Origin of the sequence: Bacillus proteolyticus (assembly GCF_001884065.1) — a bacterium.
GTDB classification, from domain to species: domain Bacteria; phylum Bacillota; class Bacilli; order Bacillales; family Bacillaceae_G; genus Bacillus_A; species Bacillus_A proteolyticus.
On the sequence record NZ_MACH01000116.1, the window covers coordinates 254725 to 278540 of the forward strand.

Here is a 23816-nt window from a genome sequence, read left to right on the forward strand (position 1 = left end):
TTTTTTTGTTACTGCGATACAAATGGTAATAACTCTTCATATACTCCTGGTTTTGCAACTAACACACTGCTCTTCTCTATGATAGAAAGAGGAGTTCCAGAGAAGGTTGTTACTCTCCCGCCAACTTCTTCTACGATAATCTGTCCCCCGCCAAAGTCCCATGGCGATAAACGCGGTGTTACATACGCATCTAATCTTCCCGTTGCAACATATACCATTTCTAGCGCAGCACAACCATAAGACCTCGTTCCTCTCGCTTTCTTAACAAGCCTCATCATTTTTTTCGTATTCAGCAATGGATTATCAGTAAGCCATATCGCATTTAGAGCTATAATTCCCTGTTCTATTGTTCCTTCTTCTAGCATGGGAATAGGTAAATCATTATAAAAGGCCCCTTCTCCCTTTATCCCATGATATAATTCATCATGAACTGGATCATAAATAAGGCCAATTTTTCCGATACCGTTCTCATAAATTCCAATTGAAATTGCGAAATTTCTTTTTTGGTGAACAAAGTTCATCGTGCCGTCAATTGGATCAATTAACCAAACAACCCCATTAGAAGAAGTGATTTCATCTCCATAGCCTTCTTCTCCTAAAATATTATGGGACGGGAATGTTTCTTTAATTCTCCCAATTAAAAACCGCTCCGTTTCTCGATCCATGTTTGTTACTAAATCCGCTGCATTAGATTTTGTTTCTATAATAAGTGCTTTTTTCAGCGATCCCATTAAACGTTCTCCCGCTTCTCGAATCCACTGTTTTGCGTGTGTATCAATATCTTTCCATATCTCGTGCATGTTTAAACACTCCGATCTATACTGTTCACAGAAAAAACGAACCCTTTATAAGGTTCGCACCAACTAATTTTTTATTCATATACTATTATTACGCTTCTAAACGAATCATTTCAAGTCTTAACACTTCTAATTTTTCTACACACTCTTCTTTTTTCTGTTTGTCATTCTCCATCATTGCATCATATAAAGTTGCTAATTCATAATCTAGCTCCAAACGTAGCACCGGAATTCTTTTTTCAGCATCTGTTCTCTTTAACGCATTAATCACCTGTCTCATATTATTTGCCTCCTCCCAATATTCGTTTGCCCTCGGACTAGAATTGATTCAATTTTCTGATTTTTTGTTTTATACTATACTATGTTGGATAAATCATCTATGCAACAAAATTATATTTTTTTATTAAAATTTTTTTGTGCTGTTTTTTTTATGAATAGTACAAGCTATGCTAAAATAAAACAAAATAGGAGTTGGAGGAACAATCATGCCACTACAAACATTCACATCAACTGATTTTGAAGTTTTTACTGTTGATGGTCTTGAAGAACGAATGAGCGCAATTAAAACGAATATTCATCCTAAGCTAGAAGCTTTAGGGGAACAGTTTGCAGAATACTTATCAAAACAAACCGATGAAAACTTTTTCTACCATGTAGCCAAACACGCACGCCGCAAAGTCAATCCACCAAATGATACTTGGGTTGCTTTTTCAACAAATAAACGTGGATATAAAATGTTACCACATTTTCAAATTGGTTTATGGGGTACTCACGCTTTCATATACTTTGGTTTAATCTATGAGTGTCCGCAAAAAGTGGAGACGGCTCACGCCTTCTTAGAACATTTAAATGATTTAAAAACGAATATTCCAAATGACTTCGTATGGTCCATTGACCATACTAAACCAGGTGTAAAATTACATAAAACGCTTGAAACGGAAGACTTACAAAAGATGATTGAACGTTTAGCTACTGTGAAAAAAGCAGAATTATTAGTCGGTATTCATATATCACCAGAGGAGTTTTCAGCAATGACCAACGAACAATTCCTTGCTAAGATTGAATCTACGATGCAATCACTCCTTCCTTTATATGCAATTTCTAATCGATAAATCGATAGTAGAAAACGGACAATTTATATTGTCCGTTTTTAGTTGTTATCACATTATAGCACTTTGTATTTTATTTTTCAAAATATTTTTACATTTTTACAATCTTTTTTTCCGCTACTTCTTTTGCCTTTTGAATCGCACGATATATAGAATATCCACTTACTTCTTGAAATTCTTTATCAATTTTTTTCTCCGCTGCCTTCGATGGTACAATCTCTTTAAAACGACGATATAATTCCATCAAGTCTTCTCTCAAAACTCCTTTTTCATATACCTTTTCAATCGCTTCATAAAACTTTACAACTGCTACCATTTCTTCATTTGACCAATCGTAATCAAGTGGATATTGATATTCCATTTTTGCACCTCATTCAGTATTCTTTCTTTTTCCATTATGCTACCTTTAAAAGAACCTTTTATTCTTCACTATAGCCACTCTGCATTATACACCATTTATCCATTTCAATGGAATTGTCTTCCTCTTTGCAGTATTTAAAATATAACTATTAAACATACTCACCTTGAAAATGAAATTTTTCTATACATCTATAATTATTGGTGATATAATGCTTTTGTTTTATAGAAAGTAAAGTGAGACTACCATCCCCAAAAAAGCTTTTGTGAATGGCAGGAAAACAAGTCACGTTCTAAAAGTTAGTCATCTTAAATTCCTTTTAGAATGAGATGAAATCATATAAAACAAATTCTAATAAATATTACGAAGAAGAAGGGGTGTATAGATTGTCCCAATACGAAACACCATTGTTTACCGCTTTAGTTGAGCACAGTAAGCGAAATCCAGTTCAATTCCATATTCCAGGTCATAAAAAAGGACAGGGCATGGATCCAACATTTCGCGAATTTATTGGGCATAATGCATTAGCAATTGATTTAATTAACATTGCGCCACTCGATGATTTACATCATCCAAAAGGTATGATTAAAGAAGCTCAGGATTTAGCCGCCGCTGCTTTCGGTGCAGATCATACTTTCTTTTCTATTCAAGGTACAAGTGGTGCAATTATGACAATGGTGATGAGCGTTTGCGGCCCTGGTGATAAAATCCTCGTGCCACGAAACGTGCATAAATCTGTAATGTCAGCTATTATTTTCTCAGGTGCAAAACCGATTTTCATGCATCCTGAGATCGATCCGAAGCTTGGTATTTCACACGGGATCACAATGCAGTCTGTCAAAAAAGCTCTCGAAGAGCACTCAGATGCGAAAGGCTTACTTGTTATTAATCCAACATACTTTGGGTTTGCTGCAGATTTAGAGCAGATTGTAAAATTAGCTCATTCTTATGATATTCCTGTACTTGTTGATGAGGCTCACGGTGTTCATATCCATTTTCATGATGAACTACCAATCTCGGCTATGCAAGCAGGTGCAGATATGGCAGCAACAAGTGTTCACAAATTAGGAGGGTCTTTAACCCAAAGCTCTATTCTTAATGTAAAAGAAGGTCTTGTGAACGTAAAGCATGTCCAATCCATTATTAGCATGCTTACAACGACATCAACTTCTTACATTTTGTTAGCATCCCTTGATGTTGCTAGAAAACGTCTTGCTACAGAAGGAAAAGTTCTCATAGAACAAACAATAAAATTAGCTGAACATGTTCGTGATGCTATTAATGCTATTGAGCATCTTTATTGTCCTGGAAAAGAAATGCTAGGAACAGATGCTACTTTTAACTATGATCCTACAAAGATAATTGTATCTGTAAAAGATTTAGGTATTACTGGCCATGAGGCTGAAGTATGGCTTAGAGAACATTACAACATTGAAGTAGAACTCTCTGATCTATATAATATACTTTGTCTTATCACTTTTGGAGATACCGAAAGTGAAACTGATACACTTATCACAGCATTACAAGATTTAGCAACAACATACAGAAATAGAGTAGATACAGGTGTTCAAGTACAAGTAGACATTCCAGAAATACCTGTGCTAGCACTTTCTCCTAGAGATGCTTTTTATTCAGAGACGGAAGTCATTCCATTTGAAAATGCGGCAGGTCGTATAATAGCTGATTTTGTTATGGTTTATCCACCAGGGATTCCAATCTTTACTCCGGGGGAAATTATTACACAAGAAAACTTAGAGTATATTCGTAAAAATTTAGAAGCAGGGTTACCTGTACAAGGACCCGAAGATATGACGTTACAAACATTACGTGTTATTAAAGAGTACAAGCCTATCAGTTGATAGGCTTTTCTTTCACCTTTTTTTCCTTTTCTCATACGATATTAAAGAATGTAACGTATAGGTGGGGATACTATTATGATTGTAATAGGCCGTTCTATTGTACATCCTTATATCACAAATGAATATGAGCCATTTGCAGCTGAGAAACAACAAATTTTATCCATAATGGCAGGAAATCAAGAAGTTTATTCCTTCCGAACAGCTGATGAACTCAGCTTTGATCTTAATTTACGAGTTAATATTATTACTTCCGCGCTAGAACTTTTTCAAAGTGGCTTTCAGTTTCGTACATTTCAACAATCTTTTTGCAACACTCAGTTTTGGGAAAGAACATCCCTTGGCGGATTTAAACTACTTCCAAACATATCGCCTTCCATTGCCATCCAAGATATTTTCAAAAACGGAAAACTATATGGAACTGAATGCGCAACCGCTATGATAATTATTTTTTACAAAGCATTACTATCATTGTATGAGGAAGAAACTTTCAACCGGCTATTTGCAAACCTTTTACTTTATACATGGGACTATGATCATGATTTAAAGCTCATAACAAAAACGGGTGGCGATCTTGTTCCAGGCGATCTCGTTTACTTTAAAAATCCACAAGTGAATCCAGCTACAATCGAGTGGCAAGGAGAAAACACAATCTATTTAGGAAATTTCTTTTTTTACGGACATGGCGTAGGTGTAAAAACAAAAGAGGAAATTATCTACTCATTAAATGAACGACGAGTCCCTTATGCATTTATTTCGGCTTTCTTGACTGATACTATTACTCGTATCGATAGTCGTGCTATGAGCCACTACAGTTCGCCTAGCACACCACAAACATCAATAGGATTTATTCCAATTCGAGATGATGCAATCGTTGCAACAGTCGGACATACAACTACAATCTATTAAAAAAACGCCTACATGTGTAGGCGTTTTTTCTTCATTATTAAGCTTTTGAGTGTTCCTTTTGGTCACATTCGCAATGAGATCCACATTTCCCGTAAAGTACTGTTGATTTTTCATCTTCAAAATGTCCGATTGTTCCTTCACATACTTGGCATACGATTGTTCCCATTTTTCATTTCCCCCTGAGTTTTAATAATAATCTACTTATTTATAATTAAGCTTTCGCATTGTCTCTATTAGCACATTCACAATTTGTACCACATTTTCCGTAAAGCACTGTCGTTTTTTCATCTTCAAAATGTCCGATTGTTCCTTCACATACTTGGCATACGATTGTTCCCATTTTTCATTTCCCCCTAAGTTTATGGTCCTAAAAACTTTTAGCTGTCCATTTCCTATCAATTATTGGGCTTTTGTATGCTCTGTGTGATCACATCCGCAAGATCCACATTTCCCGTAAAGTACCGTTACTTTCTCATCTTCAAAGTGTGCAATTGTACCTTCACAATCTTGACATACGATTGTTCCCATTTTTCATTTCCCCCTAAGTTTATAATCCCAAAAACTTTTTTGTAACCGCTTAACTTTCTGTCTTTATTTTAATATGTTATACTTTTTACGTCAATAGGTTTTTAGTATAACACATTAAATATTTTAAAATTAAATTAGTATGCGATATTAACACAAAAAAACAGTCATATCTCATACGTACGACTGTTTCTTGTTAATTATTCTTCATACTCCGCATGCAAAGAAGTAGACGGAACAAGAAATTTAAAAAACTGTGCTAACTCCTCCGCCTCCTCTTCCGACCCTAACTTAAAAGTTTCTTTTATATAAGGAACATTTTCCACATCATCTCGTCCAAGCAAAGTAGATCTCCCTGTTTGCATACAAACAATAAGTGGCTTTCCAAAAAACATATTTGTATAAATAACTCCAAAATCATAACGTGTATCATGCGTCATAAATCCTAAAAATCGTACCTTCACACTTTCATGCTCATCATACAATTTTTCAAACATCAGTTTCCACCTTTCTCAATAACACTTCCTACTCAATAATATATTAAACAAAAAAAGTAATACTCCTTTTAATTGTCAAAAAATTCAGTAGGATGTAGAATGATATTATTCTACTAAACTAGGGGGGAATTTGTATGCAACACGCCTTTATCACACTTGTACCTAAATCCAATCAACAATCTGTTTCAATAGAGGATGTCAAACACCTTTTTGATAACTATAAAACCATTACTTCCAAGACTGGTGATCAAATTAATTACGCCTATACAAATACAGCTTTTCCTTATGAAATATTAGATACATCAGCAACAACATTAAAACTCCAATCGAGTCACGACCGATATAATTCTATTTATGTGGGGATTGGAATAGAAAATAAACGATCTTTCATACAAATTTCTTTACCCACCACAGCAACATTTGGCGATAAAGGAAAAGCAAATGAATTTAGCCGTTTTCTAGCGAAGAAATTGGAAGGAGAGTTACAATTATTTAATGGAAGAACAATGTATTTCTATAAACGTTAATTTAAAAAATTGAGAATATGATTAAAAAAAGTATGCAATTTGAACACGTAAGGAATAATGCCTGCTTCCTTGCGTGTAATACAAAACATGCAATTACATATGCCAAATAAAGAAATACGAAAAAGAGAATTACTTTATAATGAAACTTATCACCATTCGATAATGTTAATACAATGGAAAAACCACTCCATAATAGAAAATGATAAAATATAACATGTAATATTCTCATGGAACCTTCTCCTTTGACATGCCCTATTTTATTAATATATGGGATTAAGTTTGAATCAATTACATATTATATGAAAGTATATATACTGCTTTTGGATTAACGTATGTTCTAACGATTCATTTAAAGTATTATATATATTCATTCGACAAGTACATATAAAGACCTTGCAAGCCATTATATTAAAAATACCCCATCTCTTTAAATAAGAGATGGGGTATTTACATTACTTAAATTATTTTACAATGTGAATTGGCATTCCAAGAGCAACTTCAGCTGCTTCCATTGTGATTTCACCTAATGTTGGGTGAGCATGGATTGTTTGAGCGATATCTTCTGCTGTCATTCCAGCTTCGATAGCTAAACCAATCTCAGAGATAATATCAGAAGCGCCTGCACCTGCAACTTGTGCACCTACAAGAAGACCATCTTCTTTACGTGTTACAAGTTGTAAGAAACCGTCAGTGCTGTTTAATGATAACGCACGACCGTTTGCAGCGAATGGGAACTTAGATACAGCTACAGTCATTCCTGCTTCTTCTGCTTGTTTCTTAGTGTAACCAACAGATGCTAATTCTGGATCAGTGAAGCATACTGCTGGAATTCCGATGTAATCGATTGCTGATGCATGGCCACTAATTGCTTCAACAGCTACTTTACCTTCGTAAGAAGCTTTGTGAGCTAATGGTGGTCCAGGAACGATATCACCGATTGCATAGATGTTTGATACGTTTGTACGGCATTGCTCATCGATTTCGATGATACCGCGATCAGTCATTTTAACTCCAACTTGCTCAAGACCGATTTCTTGAGTGTTTGGACGACGACCTACAGTTACTAATACGTAATCTGCTTCTACAGTTTGGATTTCACCTTTAACTTCAAAGCTAACTTTTACGCCAGTTTCTGTTTCTTCAACGCCTTTAGCCATAGCTTTTGTATGGATATTTACGTTACCTTTTTTCTGTAGAGCACGTTTAACAACAGAGCTCATAGCTTTTTCGAAACCAGCTAAGATTTCGTCGCCAGCTTCTACTACAGTAACTTCTGTACCGAAGTTAGCATATGCAGTACCTAATTCCATACCGATGTAACCGCCGCCGATTACAACAAGTTTTTTAGGAATTTCAGGTAAGCTTAAAGCGCCTGTAGAGTTGATAACACGTTTAGAGTATTTGAATCCTGGAATTTCGATTGGTGTAGAACCAGTTGCAAGAACAGCATTTTTAAACGTATAAGTTTGAGCTGCATCTTCAGTCATTACGCGTAATGTGTTAGCATCTACGAAGTAAGCTTCACCGCGAATGATTTCAACTTTGTTACCTTTAAGAAGGCCTTCAACACCGCCAGTTAATTTCTTAACTACGCCGTTTTTCCATTCTTGAACTTTTGTAAAGTCAACTTTTACGTTCTCTGCAGTGATACCCATGTCATCAGAATGCATTGCATTCTCATAACGATGACCTGCATTGATTAACGCTTTTGAAGGAATACATCCAACGTTTAAGCATACGCCACCAAGGTTAGCTTTTTCGATGATTGCTACCTTTTGACCTAATTGTGCTGCACGAATTGCCGCAACGTATCCACCAGGACCTGCACCAACAACGACTGTATCTAATTCAATTGGGAAATCTCCTACTACCATTGTTATTACGCCTCCATTACTAATAATTGTGGGTCATTCAATAGACGTTTAATTTGGTTTAATGCTTTTTGAGCAGTTGCGCCGTCAATTAAACGATGGTCAAAGCTTAGAGATAATGCTAATACTGGAGCTGCTACAATCTCACCATTTTTCACAACTGGTTTTTCAGCGATACGGCCGATACCAAGGATTGCTACTTCTGGGTGATTGATAACTGGAGTGAACCATTGTCCACCTGCAGAACCAATGTTTGTAATTGTGCAAGAAGCACCTTTCATTTCAGCTGGAGCTAAACGACCATCACGTGCTTTACCAGCAAGATCGTTGATCTCGTTAGAAATAGTGAAGATTGATTTACGATCTGTATCTTTAACAACTGGTACTAATAGACCTTTGTCTGTATCAGCTGCGATACCGATGTTGAAGTAATGTTTATGAACGATTTCTTGAGAAGCATCGTCTAAAGCAGTATTCAACATTGGGAATTCACGTAATGCAGATGTTAAAGCTTTTACAACGTATGGAAGGTAAGTTAATTTAATACCTTTGTCAGCTGCAACAGCTTTGAACTTCTTACGGTGAGCAACAAGCTCAGTTACATCAACTTCATCCATTAATGTTACGTGAGGAGCTGTGTGCTTAGAGTTAACCATTGCTTTCGCAATCGCTTTACGGATACCACTCATTTTCTCACGAGTTTCTGGATATTCACCAGCTGGGATTGGTTGTGCTTTTGGTGCTGCTTCTTTCGCTGCTGCTGGAGTAGCTTCTACTGCTGCTGGAGCCTCAGTTGCTGCTACAGTTTGTCCACCATTTGCAAATGCATCGATGTCAGTTTTCACAACACGGCCGTTCTTACCAGAACCAGCTACTTTATGAATATCTACACCTTTTTCACGAGCATATTTACGAACAGATGGCATAGCGATTACACGCTCATTTACTACTTCTGCAGTTGCTGCTGGAGTAGCTTCCGCTGCTGGAGCTTCTACTGCTGCTTCTTCAGCTTTTGGAGCTTCATCATGATCGTCACCTTTAAATTTAAGGTTTTCGTATCCAGGAGCATCAAATTTAATTAATGTATCTCCTACAATTGCAACTGTTCCTTCTTCTACAAGTACTTCAAGTACTTTACCTTTAACAGGAGAAGGGATCTCTACTACTGCTTTATCATTTTGTACTTCAAGAAGTACGTCGTCTTCGTTTACTTCGTCACCTGGTTTAATAAACCATTTTACGATTTCACCTTCGTGGATACCTTCACCGATATCTGGTAGTTTAAATTCAAATGCCACGGAATTCAGCCCCCTGATTCATTTCATTATTATGGAATATGTACAAAAGAAACCAGCATGTGCTGATTTCTTTTGCACATGAAAAACTAAAAATTAGAAGTTCATTACTTTGTTAACAGCTTCAACAATATCTTTATGGTTTGGTAACCATACGCTCTCAGCTTGAGAGAATGGGAATACTGTATCAGCAGCTGCAACACGTACAACTGGAGCTTCTAAGTTTAAGATTGCACGGTCGTTAATTTCCGCTACAACGTTAGCTGCAATACCAGCTTGTTTTTGAGCTTCTTGAACTACAACTACGCGGCCTGTTTTTTCAACAGAAGCGATGATTGTTTCGATATCTAATGGTTGAACTGTACGTAAGTCAACAACCTCTAAAGAGATACCTTCTTTTTCAAGTTCTTCAGCAGCTTTTAATGCAGCATGAACCATAGCACCATAAGCGATAACAGATACATCTGTACCTTCACGTTTGATATCAGCTTTACCTAAATCAATTGTGTAATCGCCTTCTGGTACATCTTGACGGAATGAACGGTACAATTTCATATGCTCTAAGTAGATAACTGGATCGTTGTCACGAATCGCAGAGATTAAAAGACCTTTTGCATCGTATGGAGTAGATGGAATAACAACTTTTAGACCAGGTTGTTGTGCCACTAATCCTTCTAAGCTATCAGCATGTAGTTCAGGAGTATGAACACCGCCACCGAATGGAGAACGAATTGTTACTGGAGCAGTCCAACGTCCACCAGAACGGTAACGCATACGAGCTAATTGACCAGAAACTGAATCCATTACTTCATAAATGAAACCGAAGAATTGAATTTCTGGAACTGGACGGAAACCTTCAAGTGCAAGTCCAACTGCAAGTCCACCAATACCAGACTCTGCAAGTGGAGTATCCATTACACGATCTTCACCGAATTCAGCTTGTAAACCTTCAGTAGCACGGAATACTCCGCCGTTTACACCAACGTCTTCACCAAAAACAAGTACGTTAGGATCGTTTTTCATTTCAACGCGTAAAGCATCAGTGATTGCTTGAATCATTGTCATTTGAGCCATGGCTTACTTCGACTCCTTTTCTTTGTAAATTTCATATTGTTCAGCTAAGTTGTAAGGCATTTTTTCGTACATGATTTCCATTAAATCAGTAACTTTTTGTTTTGGAGCTTGGTCAGCCTTAGCAATTGCTTGTTTGATATCTTCTTTTGCTTCTTCGATTACTTTCTCTTCAACTTCTTGAGACCATAGGCCTTTGTTTTCTAAGAATGCACGGAAGCGTACGATTGGATCTTTTTGTTCCCATTCGTTTTCGATATCTTTTGTACGGTAACGAGTTGGGTCATCACCAGCCATTGTATGTGGACCGTAACGGAATGTTAAAGTCTCGATTAAAGTAGGGCCTTCGCCGTTTACTGCACGCTCACGAGCGAAAGCAGTTGCTGCGTATACAGCTAATGGATCCATACCGTCTACTTGAATTCCGTAAATACCTGCTGCTACTGCTTTTTGTGCTACAGTTTTAGCTGCAGATTGCTTTTCTACTGGAGTAGAGATTGCATAACGGTTGTTTTGTACAACGAAGATTGCTGGAGCTTTGAATGCACCCGCAAAGTTCATACCTTCGTAGAAGTCACCTTGTGAAGCACCACCGTCACCAGTGTAAGTAATTGCAACAGATTTTTTACCACGTAGTTTCATACCTAACGCAACACCAGCAGTTTGGATGATTTGCGCACCGATGATGATTTGTGGAGCAAGTGCATTTACGTTCTCAGGCATTTGGTTACCCATGAAATGTCCACGAGAGAATAAGAATGCTTGGTATAATGGTAGACCGTGCCACACTAATTGTGGAACGTCACGATATCCTGGTAAGATGAAATCTTCTGCTTCAAGTGCGAAATGACTTGCTAATTGAGAAGCCTCTTGTCCAGCAGTTGGTGCGTAGAAACCTAAACGTCCTTGACGGTTTAAAGAAATAGAACGTTGATCTAGTACGCGAGTATACACCATACGGCGCATTAATTCTTTTAATTGATCATCAGATAATTCAGGCATAGCTGCTTCATTCACAACTTCGCCTTTTTCATTTAAAATTTGTAATGTTTCAAATTGAGCTGCGATAGCTTTCATTTGCTCATCAACATTAAATAGGGTCTTTTTTGTTTTAGTACCCATTCCGTTCACCTCTTCCTCTCTTGAACCATATTCTGAAACGCTTTCACTATCTATTTGCTAGACTGAAAGCGCAACAATGTAAACCAACAAATTTGTTTGTCGGTTGAGAATAATTTTGTGTACCTAACAATCTGTACTAATGTTTTTCCAAAAACATATTAATACAATCTTGATCACGTTTTTTAGTTTACAACTATTCTAATTACGATGTCAATTACTTTGAATACGTTTTTTTATAAATAATATGCAGGTTTCCTCTACACAAACGTGTTTTTATTTTTCACATCTGTATTAGTAAGCAATAACCTACTGTTATATTATTCCCTTTTTAACTTGTTTTTTCTCTTAGAATAATATGTAAACGATTTAATTCTCTTTAGTTTTTCTCTCTTCTCAATAAAATTATACAAACACTTCTTCCTTTTATAGGTAAATACCTATACATTTCTGATCCTTCCTCCATACATTATAGTAACCGCAGTATTAGCGGGAAATGATAAAGGAGGTCATCTCATGTACGGATACTCATATTGCTATCCAACAACTTGTTCATATCCTTCCTACGGTTATGGCGGTTCTTGTGGCGGGTCTGGACGCGGCTTCGCCTTAATCGTTGTGTTGTTTATCCTTTTAATTATCGTTGGTGCTGCTTGCATTCGCTAATGTAAAATGAAACAACTATGGAAAGAAACAGACGGCTTTGCCGTCTTTTCTTTTATTATATAACTTATCTATAGAAGATTTGTTTCCAAGTAGATCTTCCTTACTTGCCGATGACTTTTTTTATCTCCTTTGGTAGACTAAAGAAGAAAGGAGAGATTACATATGCTTACAATGAATGAGGTAATTCGTGAAGGAAATCCGATTTTGCGCGACGTTGCAGAAGAGGTCTCCTTACCTGCTAGCGAGGAAGATACAAATACCCTTAAAGAAATGATTGAATTTGTAATAAATAGCCAAGATCCTGAAATGGCTGAAAAATATAGTTTGCGCCCTGGAATCGGATTAGCGGCTCCGCAAATCGGTATTTCAAAGAAAATGATTGCGGTTCATGTAACTGATACAAACGGTACGTTATATAGCCATGCACTATTTAATCCAAAAATCATTAGTCATTCTGTTGAACGTACATATTTACAAAATGGTGAAGGCTGTCTATCTGTAGACCGTGAAGTACCTGGTTATGTCCCTCGTTACACAAGAATTACAGTGAAAGCAACATCTATTAACGGAGAAGAAGTAAAATTACGTTTAAAAGGTTTACCAGCAATCGTATTCCAGCATGAAATCGACCACTTAAATGGTGTTATGTTCTACGACCATATTAATAAAGAGAATCCATTTGCCTCTCCTGATGAGTCGAAACCTCTAGAACGATAATAAAAAAAGGCGGAAGTTAATCTTCCGCCTTTTTTTATGAAATGGGTTCCATATTCACTTAAAGCAATCCAGCCCATTTTAATCCATGGTATATACCGTCTTCACTAACATCCTTTGTCACGTGATTCGCAAGTTTTTTCAAATCTTCATGACCATTCCCCATCACAATACCTGTCCCTACTGCTTCAATCATTTCCAAATCATTTAAGCCATCTCCAAATGCATACACTTGTTCACGGTTAAATCCTAATTTCTCAATGAATTTCTCAATTCCTTTTGCCTTAGAACCACCATTTGGAATAATATCCATTGAATACGCATGCCAACGAATAAAATGAAAATCTGGGTACTGATTAATAAACTTTTCTTCTTCATTTACTTCGCAGAAAAGCAGAGTTTGATAAATATTACGTTTCTCATAGAAATCAGGTTCATATGCTGGATGTTCAAAGTTTAAACTCCCAAAACCTTCTTTCACATAATCATGATATTCCACTGACGCTCTCATTTCTTGATGATCAAGATATACAAGTGGATATCCTTCTTGTTTTGCAAACTGAGTAAACTTATGTAGAGCCTCTGGGTGTAACGGATTATTAAATATTGTCTCACCTTCAAATACAACGTACTGTCCATTAAAACTAACATAATTATGTATATTGAGTTCCTTACGAATATCTTCAAACATAAATGGCGCACGCCCTGTCGCAATCGCTACGTGCACACCTTTTTCTTGTAAATCTTTTACTGCATCACGTGTAGATTGCGGAATTTTTTTATCATGATCTAATAATGTTCCATCAATATCAAAAAAGACAATTTTATCATTCATTTGTCAAAATCCTTTCTGGCACTCTATATTCCTATTTTAATTATCACTTTTCAAATTTCAAAAAAAAGTATAACATATTAAACATCTGTGAAGAAAGCGTTCACTTTCTGACCTTATTTATGAAATATGCATATAATAATAGTAAAAAAATGTGGATACTTGTTCGGATGAATTTTCTTTTCTATTCTTCCTCATACTATATCTATAACTAACGGCTACTAATCGTTACTACAGGATAACTTACACTATACTAAAAAGAACAAGATTCACTATTCACTTCTAATCTTCTTTCTTGTACGGGAGACGGAGTTATCATTAGTAACATGCATGTTTAAAATAAGGAAAGGAAGGAGTAATCATGCTGAAGAAGCTGAAGAAAAAGCTCAAGCGTTATTTAAACGATTTAGTCCGTAAGAAGACAATCGCTTAAATTGTGCCCATTTCGGGCTTTTTCTTCATTCCCATTCGAAAAAACATGAAAATCATGACTGTTTGCTTTATAATAAGTAACAGATAATGCAAAACATAGACAAGGAGAGGTTTTCCCAATGATTTTTAAAGTATTTTATCAAGAAAAATTAACTGAGGTCCCAGTACGTGAAAATACAAAAGTTTTATATTTAGAGGCTACGTCTCAAAAGGATGTTCGTAAAAAATTAAATAAGTTCGCATATAATATCGAGTTCGTTCAGTCTGTTACTGGTAATCATCTTGAATATGAAAAACAAAACGCTGATTTAATATTAGCGGAAATCGTATAGTCATATGAAATTTCTAAAGAATGATCAAGCTGCCGTTTTTGCTTTAGGTGGACTTGGTGAGATCGGTAAAAATACATATGCTGTTCAATTTCAAGATGAAATTATTATAATTGACGCTGGAATTAAGTTTCCAGAAGACGAACTCCTCGGAATCGATTATGTAATACCAGATTACACTTATTTTGTGCGAAACGAAGATAAAATTAAAGGATTATTCATTACACATGGTCACGAAGATCATATTGGTGGAATTCCTTACCTATTACGTCAAGTGAACATTCCGATTTATGGCGGAAAATTAGCAATTGCACTAATCAAAAACAAATTAGAAGAGCACGGATTACTTCGTAAAGCAAAACTTTATGAAATTCAAGAAGATGATGTTATTAAATTTAAAAAGACATCTGTTTCCTTCTTCCGTACAACTCACAGTATCCCAGATTCATACGGAGTTGTTGTAAAAACACCTCAAGGACAAGTCGTTCATACAGGTGATTTCAAATTCGATTTCACACCAGTCGGTGAGCCAGCAGATTTAACAAAAATGGCCGAAATCGGAAAAGACGGTGTACTTTGTCTCTTATCTGATAGTACAAACAGTGAAGTACCAAACTTTACGATGTCTGAGCGCCGTGTTGGTGATAGTATTCAAGATATTTTCCGCAAAGTAGAAGGTCGTATTATCTTCGCAACCTTTGCATCAAATATCCATCGCTTGCAACAAGTTGTTGAAGCAGCTGTTGAAAACAATCGTAAAGTGGCTGTATTCGGCCGCAGTATGGAGGCAGCGATTGAAATCGGACAAAACCTTGGTTATATTCGCTGTCCAAAGGATACATTCATAGACACATCTCAGCTAAACCGCCTACCAGCTAATAAGGTTGTTATTTTATGTACAGGTAGTCAAGGTGAGCCGATGGCAGCACTTTCACGTATTGCTAATGGTACTCATCGTCAAATTCAAATTATCCCTGGCGATACAGTTGTTTTCTCTTCTTCACCAATCCCAGGCAATACAATTAGTGTAAGTCGTACAATTAACATGTTGTACCGTGCTGGCGCTGATGTAATCCATGGAAAACTGTCAAACATTCATACGAGTGGACATGGCGGACAAGAAGAACAAAAACTAATGCTCCGTCTAATTAAACCGAAGTATTTCATGCCAATTCATGGTGAGTATCGTATGCAGCGTATGCATATGAAATTAGCTAATGATTGTGGTATTCCAGAAGAAAATTGTTTCATTATGGATAATGGAGATGTTCTTGCTTTACGTTCTGATGAAGCAAGCGTAGCTGGGAAAATTCCATCTGGCTCTGTCTATATCGATGGAAATGGTATTGGAGATATCGGGAATATCGTATTACGTGATCGTCGCATTCTTTCTGAAGAAGGACTTGTTATTGTAGTTGTAAGCATTGATATGAAAGAATTTAAAGTTGCAGCAGGACCCGATATCATCTCGCGTGGTTTCGTTTATATGCGTGAAAGCAGCGATTTAATCAACGATGCTCAAACATTAATTACAACACATTTAGAAAAAGTAATGGAGCGAAAAACAACACAATGGTCTGAAATTAAAAATGAGATTACAGACACATTAGCACCATTCCTATACGAAAAAACGAAACGCCGTCCAATGATTTTACCAATCATTATGGAAATATAAGAAAAAGGACAATGCCGAGGAGGCATTGTCCTTTTCTCTTATCTTAAAAAATGCTTAAAACGATCTACTTCATCGTCATGACCAATTACAATTAATATATCTCCCGCTTGAATGTTTTCTGTAGCTCGAGGAGATACGATAACTTCTTTTCCACGTTTAATTGCTACAATGTTCAAACCAAACTTCGCACGAATGTCTAATTCAATTAAAGAGTGTCCATCAATTTTTTTATTTGCAATAATCTCTACAATACTATGCTCATCTGAAAGCTCTAGGTAATCTAACACATTACTTGATGCAATATTATTTGCAATCCTTTTTCCCATATCTCGTTCTGGATGCACAATATGATCGGCCCCTATTTTACTTAGCACTTTTTCATGATAGTCATTTTGAGCTTTCACAGTAATATTTTTCACACCTAATTCTTTCAAAATTAACGTTGTTAAAATACTTGAATTTAAATTATCTCCAATAGCAACGACTACATGATCAAAATTGCGAATACCAAGACTTTTTAATACCATCTCATCTGTTGAATCTGCAATCACGGCATGCGAAGCTATATTTGCAAACTCATTAATTTTATCCTCATCTGAATCAATTGCCATTACTTCCATACCTAATTGAGCGAGTTCTCGGCAAATACTCCCACCAAAACGTCCAAGCCCAATAACAGCAAATTCTTTCTCTTTATCGCCCACAGGAATTCCTCCAATAATATCAAATACTATGTACTTTTATTGTAACATACTTTAGATTCGCTACAAAAACCTGTATATAATTCTTATTTTTGTTTTTGCATATAAAAATACTGTTGTAAATAAAATGCGATACCGAAAATTAACATACCGAATACAAAAATATTTCCAAATGAACTAAATGTTTCAAAAACAAACAATAACGTTTCTTGTCCGAAAAAAGCAAATAATAGTTGTGTAAATGCGAATACCAATGCCAATATATAATGATGTTGATGGAACAAATAATGTGTCGCGCCTAAAAAAGCTATAAACGAAACAATAAAAATCCACCAAGTTTCTAAAAACAGTTGCCAATTAGTAAATTGATATCCATTTACTAATACCGCAATAATTCCTATAACTGCCATCGTCGGCACACTCCATAATAATGCACGCCCTCTAAAGAAGCGTGTACCTTTTGCATCGCCTTTTTCATTTGCAATGTATGTTAGCACGACAGTACTTATATACAAAACCGAAAGGATTGTTAAAACAATGATAAGCCAAAAATGTAATTGATAATATTCATGTTCTATATTCGTCACGATTGCAGCTAACATACACGGAATTAGCATTCCTGTCCAACCATCTACTTTTCTTTCATTCCAAAATACCGTATTACCAATCCGAATTCCTAATAGCATAAAAATAATGATACCTAGCACAAATAATGTAGTCTTATTCCCTACTAAGCTCGTTGAGAAAGCAATTAATCCAATAAATAAAAAAAGAACAAATCCATTCATAATTTCTAGTACAGGTGATAAATATCTTTTCACCCATTTGTATGTTTCTTCATATTCACTATTATTCGCTAAACGATAGGCGTAAAAACTTATCCCAAAATAAACCGCCGCAATAATAACATATGCATATAAGACGAAACATAAAATCGCACTGCTAATTTGCACGTAATTCCCCACCCTTTTTTCTATGTATCACATTGATTTTACACACTTTTCATACTAAAAGTAAACATATATAAGTAGTTAAATAATTATCTTCTTTATTAGCAATAATTAATAATGAGCAGTGGCTAAAAACCCCCTGCTCATTATTAAAACACCAAATGTAACTTTACTCATTTGAATGAAAATGTCTAACACTAACAAATATGAAAGATATTTTCGTCTCGGAACTAAGAAGTCACCACTCTAAACTGTTGCAAAATTAGCGCGGGAGTTCACTTTCTATTTCCCTTCCACTTCACATATTGATTTAAAAATACAATCACTTTCTCAATAACCTCTTCGTCGGGTTTTAATTTTGCATGATGTAAACCATATTCTGAATTTACTCCAAGCCAAAACATAAATCCAGGTATCTCTCGAAGCATATAACCAAAGTCTTCACCTGTCATTGCCTCCGTACATGTAATTACGTCCATATTCGTTTGTTCACGTGTAAATTGCATAAACTCTCGCGTTAACTCTTCATGGTTATACACTTGATGATACATCGCTCCGTAGTCAATAACAGCCTCACATTGAAAAGAAGCTTCTATTCCCGCAACAATTGCCTCGATTCGGCTTTTAACACGTTTCATTGATTCCACTGATAGCGTTCGAATTGTTCCTTCTAAACGAGACTTTTCTGCGATGATGTTTTGGACTGTACCACCTGTAATTTTCCCAATTGTAATTACCGCACTGTCAAGAGGGTTCACATTACGACTAATAACTGATTGAAGTTGTGTAACGAGATGACTCGCTGCAACAATCATATCATTTGCTGTATGCGGATATGCAGCATGTCCACCTTTTCCTTTTAAATCAACGTATAACTCTGATGTATTCGCAAATAATAAACCTTCTTTTGTAGCAATTGTTCCCACAGAGTATTCAGGCGCAATATGAAGCCCAAGAATCATATTCGGCTTCCATTCTTTTAACTCTGCACTTTCTAACATAGGAAGTGCACCACCTGGCCCTTCTTCAGCTGGTTGGAATATAAACACAAGATCATCGTCTATTCTTTCGCTTACAGCCGCTGTTAGAAGTCCTAAACCGATTGTTGTATGCAAATCATGTCCACATGCATGCATCATTCCTTCATGGACGGAAGAGAATTCATATCCAGTTTCCTCTGTAATTGGTAGACCGTCTATATCTGCACGGTAACCTATTATTTTTTCTGGATTTTTTCCATTTACTTTAACAATTACACCTGTTTTCCATGTTTTCACTTCCAAATATTCATTAGGAAGCGTTCCTATATAGTCTAAAATATACCGTTGTGTTTTCCACTCTTTAAATCCGATTTCCGGAATTTTATGTAAATCTCTACGAACTTGAACAAATTTGCTTACTGTCATTTTTGCACCTCTATCTATAAAAAGCGTAAGAGCACATTCATGCTCTTACGCTTTTTGTTTTTTATTTCTCTGGGTTTAATTGACGAAGCTCTTGTTTAATTTCAGTTTTTGCTTTTGTCTTCTCATCAATTTCTTTAATTACACGTGCCGGAGTTCCCGCAACAACTGTATATGGAGGCACATCTTCTGTTACAACAGCTCCTGCTGCTACAACTGCACCTTTACCTACTGTAACGCCTTCTAGAACAACTACATTTGCACCAATTACAACATCGTCTTCAACGATAACTGGTTTTGCAGAAGGTGGCTCAATAACACCCGCAAGTACAGCTCCTGCACCTACGTGACAGTTTTTACCAACTGTTGCACGTCCACCAAGCACTGCGTTCATGTCGATCATAGTACCTTCGCCAATTACAGCACCGATATTAATTGTTGCATTCATCATGATAACAGCATTGTCACCAATTTCAACATTATCACGAATAATTGCGCCTGGCTCAATACGAGCTGTAATACCTTTTAAATCAAGCATTGGAATTGCAGAATTACGACGGTCGTTCTCAACTACATAGTCAACAATGTACTTGCTATTTTCATCAAGAATTGTCTTAATTTCAGACCATTCTCCGAATAATACACCAGATTTTTTATTTACAAATGCTTGTACTGTTTCAGGGAATGTTACTTCTTTTAAATCCCCTTTTATGTATACCTTTACAGGAGTTTTCTTTTCACTTTTTTGAATAAAAGAAATAATTTCGTTAGCGTCCATCATTTTCATTCTTGTTGCCTCCTAAATCCATTTATAATGTTACTCTACCAAACGATAGGGCGAGTAGCAAGACAATAATCTTATTTTTCCATTTGAATTTCTTCTATAATTTCTAAAAATGCTTGCACTTGCTTCAACTGCCTTGCCGAGTCACTCGTCAATAACCATGTTTCTCTCGTTAATTGAACAGGTGTTTTATACATGTTTTCCTGCACTTCTTTTAAAACAGTCGAAGGTAAAAGAGCATAGCCTATACCATTTAAAACAAGCTGTTTGCACGTTTCAATTTGGTCAACTACAATCGTTCGCTTAGGTGGATTGGAAAATAATCCATACCACCAATTTTGTATTTGTCCATAGTAGGTCGAATCACTTTTAAATTGAATAAAAGGTCTATTTGTCTCTTTCAACATTGTAATATCTTTTATTTCTTTATCAACTAAGTATAATTCATCTTCAAATAATTGTTGCTTCTGACCTTTATATTCTTGTGTCCCTCTTAATATGGCGACGTGAACGTCTCCTTCATAAAATTGCTTTTGCACTTCACTACTCCAGCCAGTAAACAGAGATATCTTCACAGAAGGATACTTTTGCACAAATTTTTTCAAAACAGGTGGAAGCCAATATTGACCAATGACTGACGCAACAGCTATTTTTAGCGTACCGTATGTTTCCGTTCTAAAAAGAGCCAGTTCACTTTTTATATCTTCTTCTTTTTGTAACATTTCTTTCGCATAATTTGCAACTTTTTCCCCTTCAGGTGTAATTGTCAATCCTTTTTGTGAACGAATAAAAAATTTCATTCCCCATTGTTTCTCCATAGATTGTAATCGTTGACTAAGCGCAGGTTGGGAAACAAATAAACGTTCCGCCGCTTTTCTCATATTTGATTCCTGAGCTAACACAACCATCATTTGAAAATCATCGATTTGCAACTTTCTCCCTCTTTCCTTAGCTTCCATACACCTAATTCTAATAAGCATTTCATCTTTAATTTAATTGAATAATTTTATACATTAGAACGGTTTGTTAGTTCAAACTTTTCTTATGTTTTATGTCCTTTTAAATATAATACATACACAACTGATATGCACGAAAAAAAGTGACTTCTCCTTTTCTGTGAAGTCACTTTTCCTATGTTATCGATTATGCTGTCTCACTTTTTTATTCAACAATTTTAAAATAGCTCGGCGTGTCAAAATACCCTCGAAGTAACCTTCTTCATTGACAGCGCAAATAAAAGGATGATCAATTGTCATTTCTAAAGCTTTTGCAAAGGAATCTTCTAACATAAGAACTGGAATCTCTTCCTTCATCACTTGTTCCACTTTCATATTCTCAAGTCTTTCAAACTCAATGCGCTCTAATCCTAAAATACCATCTAAAATCATAGCAGTACTAATCAACCCATGTAATTTATACGTAGGGTCTAAAACAGGAATCGCCGAATATCCAGATTTCACAAGAACGAGTAAAGCATGTTCTAAACCATTCCCTATTTGGACATGTGCTACTTTTTCTGATGAAATCATTAAATCCTTCACAAGAATTTGTTGAAACTCATCTTTCGGAATACTAATCATGTTACATCCCCCATTTTCCCTTTTTCCTGCTTATATTCTCTGATCCTATTCACATTTTATGATAGCGTTTTCATATTATTATTTTGTCCTGACATTCTTCTAATAAAAAAGATACACAGCTATTTTAGCATACAACATAAAAAAAAGACTACCATTCCGGTAGCGCTTAATACCCTTTATTTTTTAATCGGTAAAACAATCTTGTGATTTTTTTATATTGTGTCACATCTGTCTGTTTTAAACCATTCTCAATGTCTGTAAGCTCCACCGCTAAAATTTCGCTCGCAAAATTTTGCTGAAACAGAATATCCAACAATAAATCTTCTTCTTCTCTCGTTAAAACAAATTCCTTTTCCATATGTCCCTCTCCTTGCCCTCGCATCATCACTCTTATTATATAAAATTTTCAACTTATTTAATAGATGTAATATTCAGTTTTTAATAAAAGTATTTAGCGAACATATAGAAACCATTTCACATTATTTCGTATACCTGTTCGCATAACTAAACGCCGCATAAGCATCCGGTTTAATTTTTGCTGTTAATCCCATCGCTTGAATTTTCTTCGTCATATCTAAAATAAATTCTTTTGTTAAACCATCATTCCCAATATCTAAATGAATTTCCATTGTGAATCCCGCTCCATCTTGAGCGTATGGGTGCAATAAATCCCAGATTGTTTGTATATGATTTGGAGTAAATAGACAGGCAATTTCTTGACTAAACTGCGTTTCTAAATATATTTTCTCTCGCAAAGTTGCTGGCTTATTTTTTACTGATTTGTGGTGCAAACATCCCCATGCTCCTTTTCCAACCCGATGAATATGTATCGCTGTAATAAACCTCGTATCCTTTTGATGTGCTTGTGAGTCTGTCCCAATAGATAATCGATATAAATTTCGCGGATCCTTTTCAATGAAACTACAAATGCGGTTAAATACCATATCAAAATTCAAATGTCTCTCAGAAACATTATAAAATGTATGTTCACCGTCCACATAGTCACGTCCTTTCAATTAGACAGACTTTTCGTATTCTCATTGTATGGGACAAAAACAAAAATTATAACTCACTACCCTTTATTCGTTTCAATATTTCGGATTACATAATGACAAAACCTACACGTATAAATTACATTTTGATTAGACTGAGCAGTTAATACATGATTAATTTCAGCATGACTGTGACAATTAGGACAAATAACAATCGGTAAGCGTTCCATCCTTTTCACCTCCTATTACTATTTACTACCATTGTAGGAAAAATAAAAAATTCCTATACATATACATTTGTGGAAGTTCTTTTATTTCATTGCGACTTCCACTAATGTATAGCCTATTAATTAATATAACTAAAAAAGGTACTGCCAAATGGCAGTACCTTTTTTATATGTATCAAGAAATGATGTCGTAAATCTCAATTGCCACCATGTCGATGTTGTCGAATTGATACACTTGAGGTTTTTCACCTTGTTGATACACTTCTAACTCATACATTTCACTTTTATCGAAAAATTTCACGCTACATTTGCGCTCACCGTTCACTTCAAAATAGCGTTGTGCTACTTCACCGCTTTCAGCTTGTTCTTGTAGACTAACAAGTCGAGTTAAAATTCCTTGGAGTAGAGACATGAAATCTCTCCTTTCTCTGATCTTCCTACCAATAGGTTTTACAGCTATACTCATTCTATCCGTCATAACAGAAAAAATGTTCCACACTCTAGGATAAAGGTTCTTGGCCAGAAACTCAACTAAAATTTGTCGAAATACGAAGGAAAAAGAAGAAAGAATATCTTTTTCCTTCTTTATTGCTCTTT

General features: G+C 35.7%; 31 protein-coding genes. 8 read left to right on the forward strand and 23 right to left on the reverse strand.

Annotation, left to right across the window (positions count from 1 at the left end):
- Positions 1-8: 8 nt before the first annotated feature.
- Both BAQ49_RS20785 and BAQ49_RS20790 read right to left on the reverse strand, forming a co-directional pair.
- Entirely contained in the window at positions 9-800 is a 792-nt protein-coding gene (locus tag BAQ49_RS20785; RefSeq protein ID WP_071746872.1) for an inositol monophosphatase family protein, read from the reverse strand.
- Positions 801-888: 88 nt separating this feature from the next.
- Positions 889-1077, reverse strand: coding sequence for a YkzI domain-containing protein (locus tag BAQ49_RS20790; protein ID WP_001250167.1), 189 nt, complete (start codon positions 1075-1077; stop codon positions 889-891).
- A gap of 205 nt (positions 1078-1282) precedes the next feature.
- Between BAQ49_RS20790 and BAQ49_RS20795 the strand changes: the two genes are divergently transcribed.
- The gene (locus BAQ49_RS20795; protein WP_071746873.1) at positions 1283-1909 is read left to right on the forward strand and encodes a YktB family protein; all 627 of its coding nucleotides are present in this window, start codon (positions 1283-1285) and stop codon (positions 1907-1909) included.
- 88 nt (positions 1910-1997) lie between these two features.
- Here the strand turns inward: BAQ49_RS20795 and BAQ49_RS20800 are convergent, their stop codons facing one another.
- A complete protein-coding gene (locus tag BAQ49_RS20800) occupies positions 1998-2267 on the reverse strand; it encodes a UPF0223 family protein (protein WP_071746874.1) in 270 nt (89 codons plus the stop codon).
- Between the two features lie 383 nt (positions 2268-2650).
- Between BAQ49_RS20800 and speA the strand changes: the two genes are divergently transcribed.
- Positions 2651-4123, forward strand: a complete 1473-nt coding sequence (gene speA / locus BAQ49_RS20805; RefSeq protein ID WP_071746875.1) for an arginine decarboxylase — start codon at positions 2651-2653, stop codon at positions 4121-4123.
- A 75-nt stretch (positions 4124-4198) separates the two neighbouring features.
- The gene (locus tag BAQ49_RS20810) at positions 4199-5029 is read left to right on the forward strand and encodes a protein-glutamine gamma-glutamyltransferase (protein WP_071746876.1); all 831 of its coding nucleotides are present in this window, start codon (positions 4199-4201) and stop codon (positions 5027-5029) included.
- Positions 5030-5066: 37 nt separating this feature from the next.
- On the opposite strand, the gene BAQ49_RS20815 is transcribed toward BAQ49_RS20810, so the two are convergent.
- The 4 genes from BAQ49_RS20815 to BAQ49_RS20830 form a co-directional block, all read right to left on the reverse strand.
- Positions 5067-5195: a GapA-binding peptide SR1P gene (locus BAQ49_RS20815; RefSeq protein WP_000536797.1), complete on the reverse strand. Its 129-nt coding sequence runs from the start codon at positions 5193-5195 to the stop codon at positions 5067-5069.
- Positions 5196-5240: 45 nt separating this feature from the next.
- Positions 5241-5369: a GapA-binding peptide SR1P gene (locus BAQ49_RS20820; RefSeq protein ID WP_000536808.1), complete on the reverse strand. Its 129-nt coding sequence runs from the start codon at positions 5367-5369 to the stop codon at positions 5241-5243.
- Between the two features lie 59 nt (positions 5370-5428).
- Positions 5429-5557, reverse strand: a complete 129-nt coding sequence (locus BAQ49_RS20825) for a GapA-binding peptide SR1P (RefSeq protein ID WP_000536778.1) — start codon at positions 5555-5557, stop codon at positions 5429-5431.
- 197 nt (positions 5558-5754) lie between these two features.
- Positions 5755-6051 (reverse strand): DUF3055 domain-containing protein, encoded by a 297-nt coding sequence (locus tag BAQ49_RS20830; RefSeq protein ID WP_071746877.1) that lies wholly within the window; start codon positions 6049-6051, stop codon positions 5755-5757.
- Positions 6052-6185: 134 nt separating this feature from the next.
- Between BAQ49_RS20830 and BAQ49_RS20835 the strand changes: the two genes are divergently transcribed.
- Positions 6186-6578, forward strand: coding sequence for a DUF1885 family protein (locus BAQ49_RS20835; protein ID WP_071746878.1), 393 nt, complete (start codon positions 6186-6188; stop codon positions 6576-6578).
- A gap of 1 nt (position 6579) precedes the next feature.
- On the opposite strand, the gene BAQ49_RS20840 is transcribed toward BAQ49_RS20835, so the two are convergent.
- The 5 genes from BAQ49_RS20840 to pdhA all read right to left on the reverse strand — a co-directional run bounded on the left by BAQ49_RS20840 (position 6580) and on the right by pdhA (position 11937).
- Positions 6580-6807 carry a hypothetical protein gene (locus tag BAQ49_RS20840; protein ID WP_001221349.1) on the reverse strand — a complete coding sequence of 76 codons (228 nt, stop codon included), beginning with the start codon at positions 6805-6807 and terminating at the stop codon, positions 6580-6582.
- A 232-nt stretch (positions 6808-7039) separates the two neighbouring features.
- Positions 7040-8452 carry a dihydrolipoyl dehydrogenase gene (gene lpdA, locus BAQ49_RS20845; protein ID WP_000260106.1) on the reverse strand — a complete coding sequence of 471 codons (1413 nt, stop codon included), beginning with the start codon at positions 8450-8452 and terminating at the stop codon, positions 7040-7042.
- A gap of 5 nt (positions 8453-8457) precedes the next feature.
- Positions 8458-9747, reverse strand: coding sequence for a pyruvate dehydrogenase complex dihydrolipoyllysine-residue acetyltransferase (gene pdhC, locus BAQ49_RS20850; protein WP_071746879.1), 1290 nt, complete (start codon positions 9745-9747; stop codon positions 8458-8460).
- 93 nt (positions 9748-9840) lie between these two features.
- On the reverse strand, positions 9841-10818 hold the full coding sequence (pdhB, locus tag BAQ49_RS20855) for a pyruvate dehydrogenase complex E1 component subunit beta (protein ID WP_000068162.1): 978 nt from the start codon (positions 10816-10818) through the stop codon (positions 9841-9843).
- Between the two features lie 3 nt (positions 10819-10821).
- Positions 10822-11937 (reverse strand): pyruvate dehydrogenase E1 component subunit alpha, encoded by a 1116-nt coding sequence (gene pdhA / locus BAQ49_RS20860; protein WP_000536893.1) that lies wholly within the window; start codon positions 11935-11937, stop codon positions 10822-10824.
- A 513-nt stretch (positions 11938-12450) separates the two neighbouring features.
- Between pdhA and BAQ49_RS20865 the strand changes: the two genes are divergently transcribed.
- Entirely contained in the window at positions 12451-12600 is a 150-nt protein-coding gene (locus tag BAQ49_RS20865; protein WP_000274565.1) for a YjcZ family sporulation protein, read from the forward strand.
- 162 nt (positions 12601-12762) lie between these two features.
- A complete protein-coding gene (gene def / locus BAQ49_RS20870) occupies positions 12763-13317 on the forward strand; it encodes a peptide deformylase (RefSeq protein WP_071746880.1) in 555 nt (184 codons plus the stop codon).
- Between the two features lie 58 nt (positions 13318-13375).
- Here the strand turns inward: def and BAQ49_RS20875 are convergent, their stop codons facing one another.
- Positions 13376-14149: a Cof-type HAD-IIB family hydrolase gene (locus BAQ49_RS20875; RefSeq protein WP_071746881.1), complete on the reverse strand. Its 774-nt coding sequence runs from the start codon at positions 14147-14149 to the stop codon at positions 13376-13378.
- 548 nt (positions 14150-14697) lie between these two features.
- Between BAQ49_RS20875 and BAQ49_RS20885 the strand changes: the two genes are divergently transcribed.
- Complete coding sequence (locus tag BAQ49_RS20885) at positions 14698-14910, forward strand: DNA-dependent RNA polymerase subunit epsilon (protein WP_060632082.1); 213 nt, start codon at positions 14698-14700, stop codon at positions 14908-14910.
- Between the two features lie 4 nt (positions 14911-14914).
- Positions 14915-16582: a ribonuclease J1 gene (gene rnjA / locus BAQ49_RS20890; RefSeq protein WP_000670372.1), complete on the forward strand. Its 1668-nt coding sequence runs from the start codon at positions 14915-14917 to the stop codon at positions 16580-16582.
- A 38-nt stretch (positions 16583-16620) separates the two neighbouring features.
- On the opposite strand, the gene BAQ49_RS20895 is transcribed toward rnjA, so the two are convergent.
- The 10 genes from BAQ49_RS20895 to BAQ49_RS20940 all read right to left on the reverse strand — a co-directional run bounded on the left by BAQ49_RS20895 (position 16621) and on the right by BAQ49_RS20940 (position 23631).
- A complete protein-coding gene (locus BAQ49_RS20895; protein WP_071746882.1) occupies positions 16621-17286 on the reverse strand; it encodes a potassium channel family protein in 666 nt (221 codons plus the stop codon).
- A gap of 83 nt (positions 17287-17369) precedes the next feature.
- On the reverse strand, positions 17370-18236 hold the full coding sequence (locus BAQ49_RS20900) for a cytochrome C oxidase assembly protein (protein WP_071746883.1): 867 nt from the start codon (positions 18234-18236) through the stop codon (positions 17370-17372).
- Positions 18237-18508: 272 nt separating this feature from the next.
- Entirely contained in the window at positions 18509-19639 is a 1131-nt protein-coding gene (locus BAQ49_RS20905; RefSeq protein ID WP_071746884.1) for an N-acetyldiaminopimelate deacetylase, read from the reverse strand.
- Between the two features lie 61 nt (positions 19640-19700).
- Positions 19701-20423, reverse strand: a complete 723-nt coding sequence (dapD, locus tag BAQ49_RS20910; protein WP_071746885.1) for a 2,3,4,5-tetrahydropyridine-2,6-dicarboxylate N-acetyltransferase — start codon at positions 20421-20423, stop codon at positions 19701-19703.
- A gap of 71 nt (positions 20424-20494) precedes the next feature.
- Entirely contained in the window at positions 20495-21379 is an 885-nt protein-coding gene (locus BAQ49_RS20915) for a transcriptional regulator CcpC (RefSeq protein ID WP_071746886.1), read from the reverse strand.
- A gap of 177 nt (positions 21380-21556) precedes the next feature.
- The gene (gene cbpB / locus BAQ49_RS20920) at positions 21557-22000 is read right to left on the reverse strand and encodes a cyclic-di-AMP-binding protein CbpB (RefSeq protein WP_000623577.1); all 444 of its coding nucleotides are present in this window, start codon (positions 21998-22000) and stop codon (positions 21557-21559) included.
- A gap of 166 nt (positions 22001-22166) precedes the next feature.
- The gene (abbA, locus tag BAQ49_RS20925) at positions 22167-22358 is read right to left on the reverse strand and encodes an antirepressor AbbA (RefSeq protein ID WP_071746887.1); all 192 of its coding nucleotides are present in this window, start codon (positions 22356-22358) and stop codon (positions 22167-22169) included.
- A gap of 121 nt (positions 22359-22479) precedes the next feature.
- Complete coding sequence (locus BAQ49_RS20930) at positions 22480-22998, reverse strand: ribonuclease H-like YkuK family protein (RefSeq protein ID WP_071746888.1); 519 nt, start codon at positions 22996-22998, stop codon at positions 22480-22482.
- A gap of 74 nt (positions 22999-23072) precedes the next feature.
- Positions 23073-23222, reverse strand: a complete 150-nt coding sequence (locus BAQ49_RS33090; protein ID WP_071746889.1) for a hypothetical protein — start codon at positions 23220-23222, stop codon at positions 23073-23075.
- A gap of 172 nt (positions 23223-23394) precedes the next feature.
- Positions 23395-23631, reverse strand: coding sequence for a YkuJ family protein (locus BAQ49_RS20940; RefSeq protein WP_000055151.1), 237 nt, complete (start codon positions 23629-23631; stop codon positions 23395-23397).
- Positions 23632-23816: the final 185 nt, after the last annotated feature.

What these genes read in the sequence shown, in the direction of transcription:
- BAQ49_RS20785 (WP_071746872.1), bottom strand. Translation starts at nt 800, where the DNA reads ATGCACGAGATATGGAAAGATATTGATACACACGCAAAACAGTGGATT.
- BAQ49_RS20790 (WP_001250167.1), bottom strand. Translation starts at nt 1,077, where the DNA reads ATGAGACAGGTGATTAATGCGTTAAAGAGAACAGATGCTGAAAAAAGA.
- BAQ49_RS20795 (WP_071746873.1), top strand. Translation starts at nt 1,283, where the DNA reads ATGCCACTACAAACATTCACATCAACTGATTTTGAAGTTTTTACTGTT.
- BAQ49_RS20800 (WP_071746874.1), bottom strand. Translation starts at nt 2,267, where the DNA reads ATGGAATATCAATATCCACTTGATTACGATTGGTCAAATGAAGAAATG.
- BAQ49_RS20810 (WP_071746876.1), top strand. Translation starts at nt 4,199, where the DNA reads ATGATTGTAATAGGCCGTTCTATTGTACATCCTTATATCACAAATGAA.
- BAQ49_RS20815 (WP_000536797.1), bottom strand. Translation starts at nt 5,195, where the DNA reads ATGGGAACAATCGTATGCCAAGTATGTGAAGGAACAATCGGACATTTT.
- BAQ49_RS20820 (WP_000536808.1), bottom strand. Translation starts at nt 5,369, where the DNA reads ATGGGAACAATCGTATGCCAAGTATGTGAAGGAACAATCGGACATTTT.
- BAQ49_RS20825 (WP_000536778.1), bottom strand. Translation starts at nt 5,557, where the DNA reads ATGGGAACAATCGTATGTCAAGATTGTGAAGGTACAATTGCACACTTT.
- BAQ49_RS20830 (WP_071746877.1), bottom strand. Translation starts at nt 6,051, where the DNA reads ATGTTTGAAAAATTGTATGATGAGCATGAAAGTGTGAAGGTACGATTT.
- BAQ49_RS20835 (WP_071746878.1), top strand. Translation starts at nt 6,186, where the DNA reads ATGCAACACGCCTTTATCACACTTGTACCTAAATCCAATCAACAATCT.
- BAQ49_RS20840 (WP_001221349.1), bottom strand. Translation starts at nt 6,807, where the DNA reads ATGAGAATATTACATGTTATATTTTATCATTTTCTATTATGGAGTGGT.
- lpdA (WP_000260106.1), bottom strand. Translation starts at nt 8,452, where the DNA reads ATGGTAGTAGGAGATTTCCCAATTGAATTAGATACAGTCGTTGTTGGT.
- pdhB (WP_000068162.1), bottom strand. Translation starts at nt 10,818, where the DNA reads ATGGCTCAAATGACAATGATTCAAGCAATCACTGATGCTTTACGCGTT.
- pdhA (WP_000536893.1), bottom strand. Translation starts at nt 11,937, where the DNA reads ATGGGTACTAAAACAAAAAAGACCCTATTTAATGTTGATGAGCAAATG.
- BAQ49_RS20865 (WP_000274565.1), top strand. Translation starts at nt 12,451, where the DNA reads ATGTACGGATACTCATATTGCTATCCAACAACTTGTTCATATCCTTCC.
- def (WP_071746880.1), top strand. Translation starts at nt 12,763, where the DNA reads ATGCTTACAATGAATGAGGTAATTCGTGAAGGAAATCCGATTTTGCGC.
- BAQ49_RS20875 (WP_071746881.1), bottom strand. Translation starts at nt 14,149, where the DNA reads ATGAATGATAAAATTGTCTTTTTTGATATTGATGGAACATTATTAGAT.
- BAQ49_RS20885 (WP_060632082.1), top strand. Translation starts at nt 14,698, where the DNA reads ATGATTTTTAAAGTATTTTATCAAGAAAAATTAACTGAGGTCCCAGTA.
- rnjA (WP_000670372.1), top strand. Translation starts at nt 14,915, where the DNA reads ATGAAATTTCTAAAGAATGATCAAGCTGCCGTTTTTGCTTTAGGTGGA.
- BAQ49_RS20905 (WP_071746884.1), bottom strand. Translation starts at nt 19,639, where the DNA reads ATGACAGTAAGCAAATTTGTTCAAGTTCGTAGAGATTTACATAAAATT.
- dapD (WP_071746885.1), bottom strand. Translation starts at nt 20,423, where the DNA reads ATGAAAATGATGGACGCTAACGAAATTATTTCTTTTATTCAAAAAAGT.
- BAQ49_RS20915 (WP_071746886.1), bottom strand. Translation starts at nt 21,379, where the DNA reads ATGGAAGCTAAGGAAAGAGGGAGAAAGTTGCAAATCGATGATTTTCAA.
- cbpB (WP_000623577.1), bottom strand. Translation starts at nt 22,000, where the DNA reads ATGATTAGTATTCCGAAAGATGAGTTTCAACAAATTCTTGTGAAGGAT.
- abbA (WP_071746887.1), bottom strand. Translation starts at nt 22,358, where the DNA reads ATGGAAAAGGAATTTGTTTTAACGAGAGAAGAAGAAGATTTATTGTTG.
- BAQ49_RS33090 (WP_071746889.1), bottom strand. Translation starts at nt 23,222, where the DNA reads ATGGAACGCTTACCGATTGTTATTTGTCCTAATTGTCACAGTCATGCT.
- BAQ49_RS20940 (WP_000055151.1), bottom strand. Translation starts at nt 23,631, where the DNA reads ATGTCTCTACTCCAAGGAATTTTAACTCGACTTGTTAGTCTACAAGAA.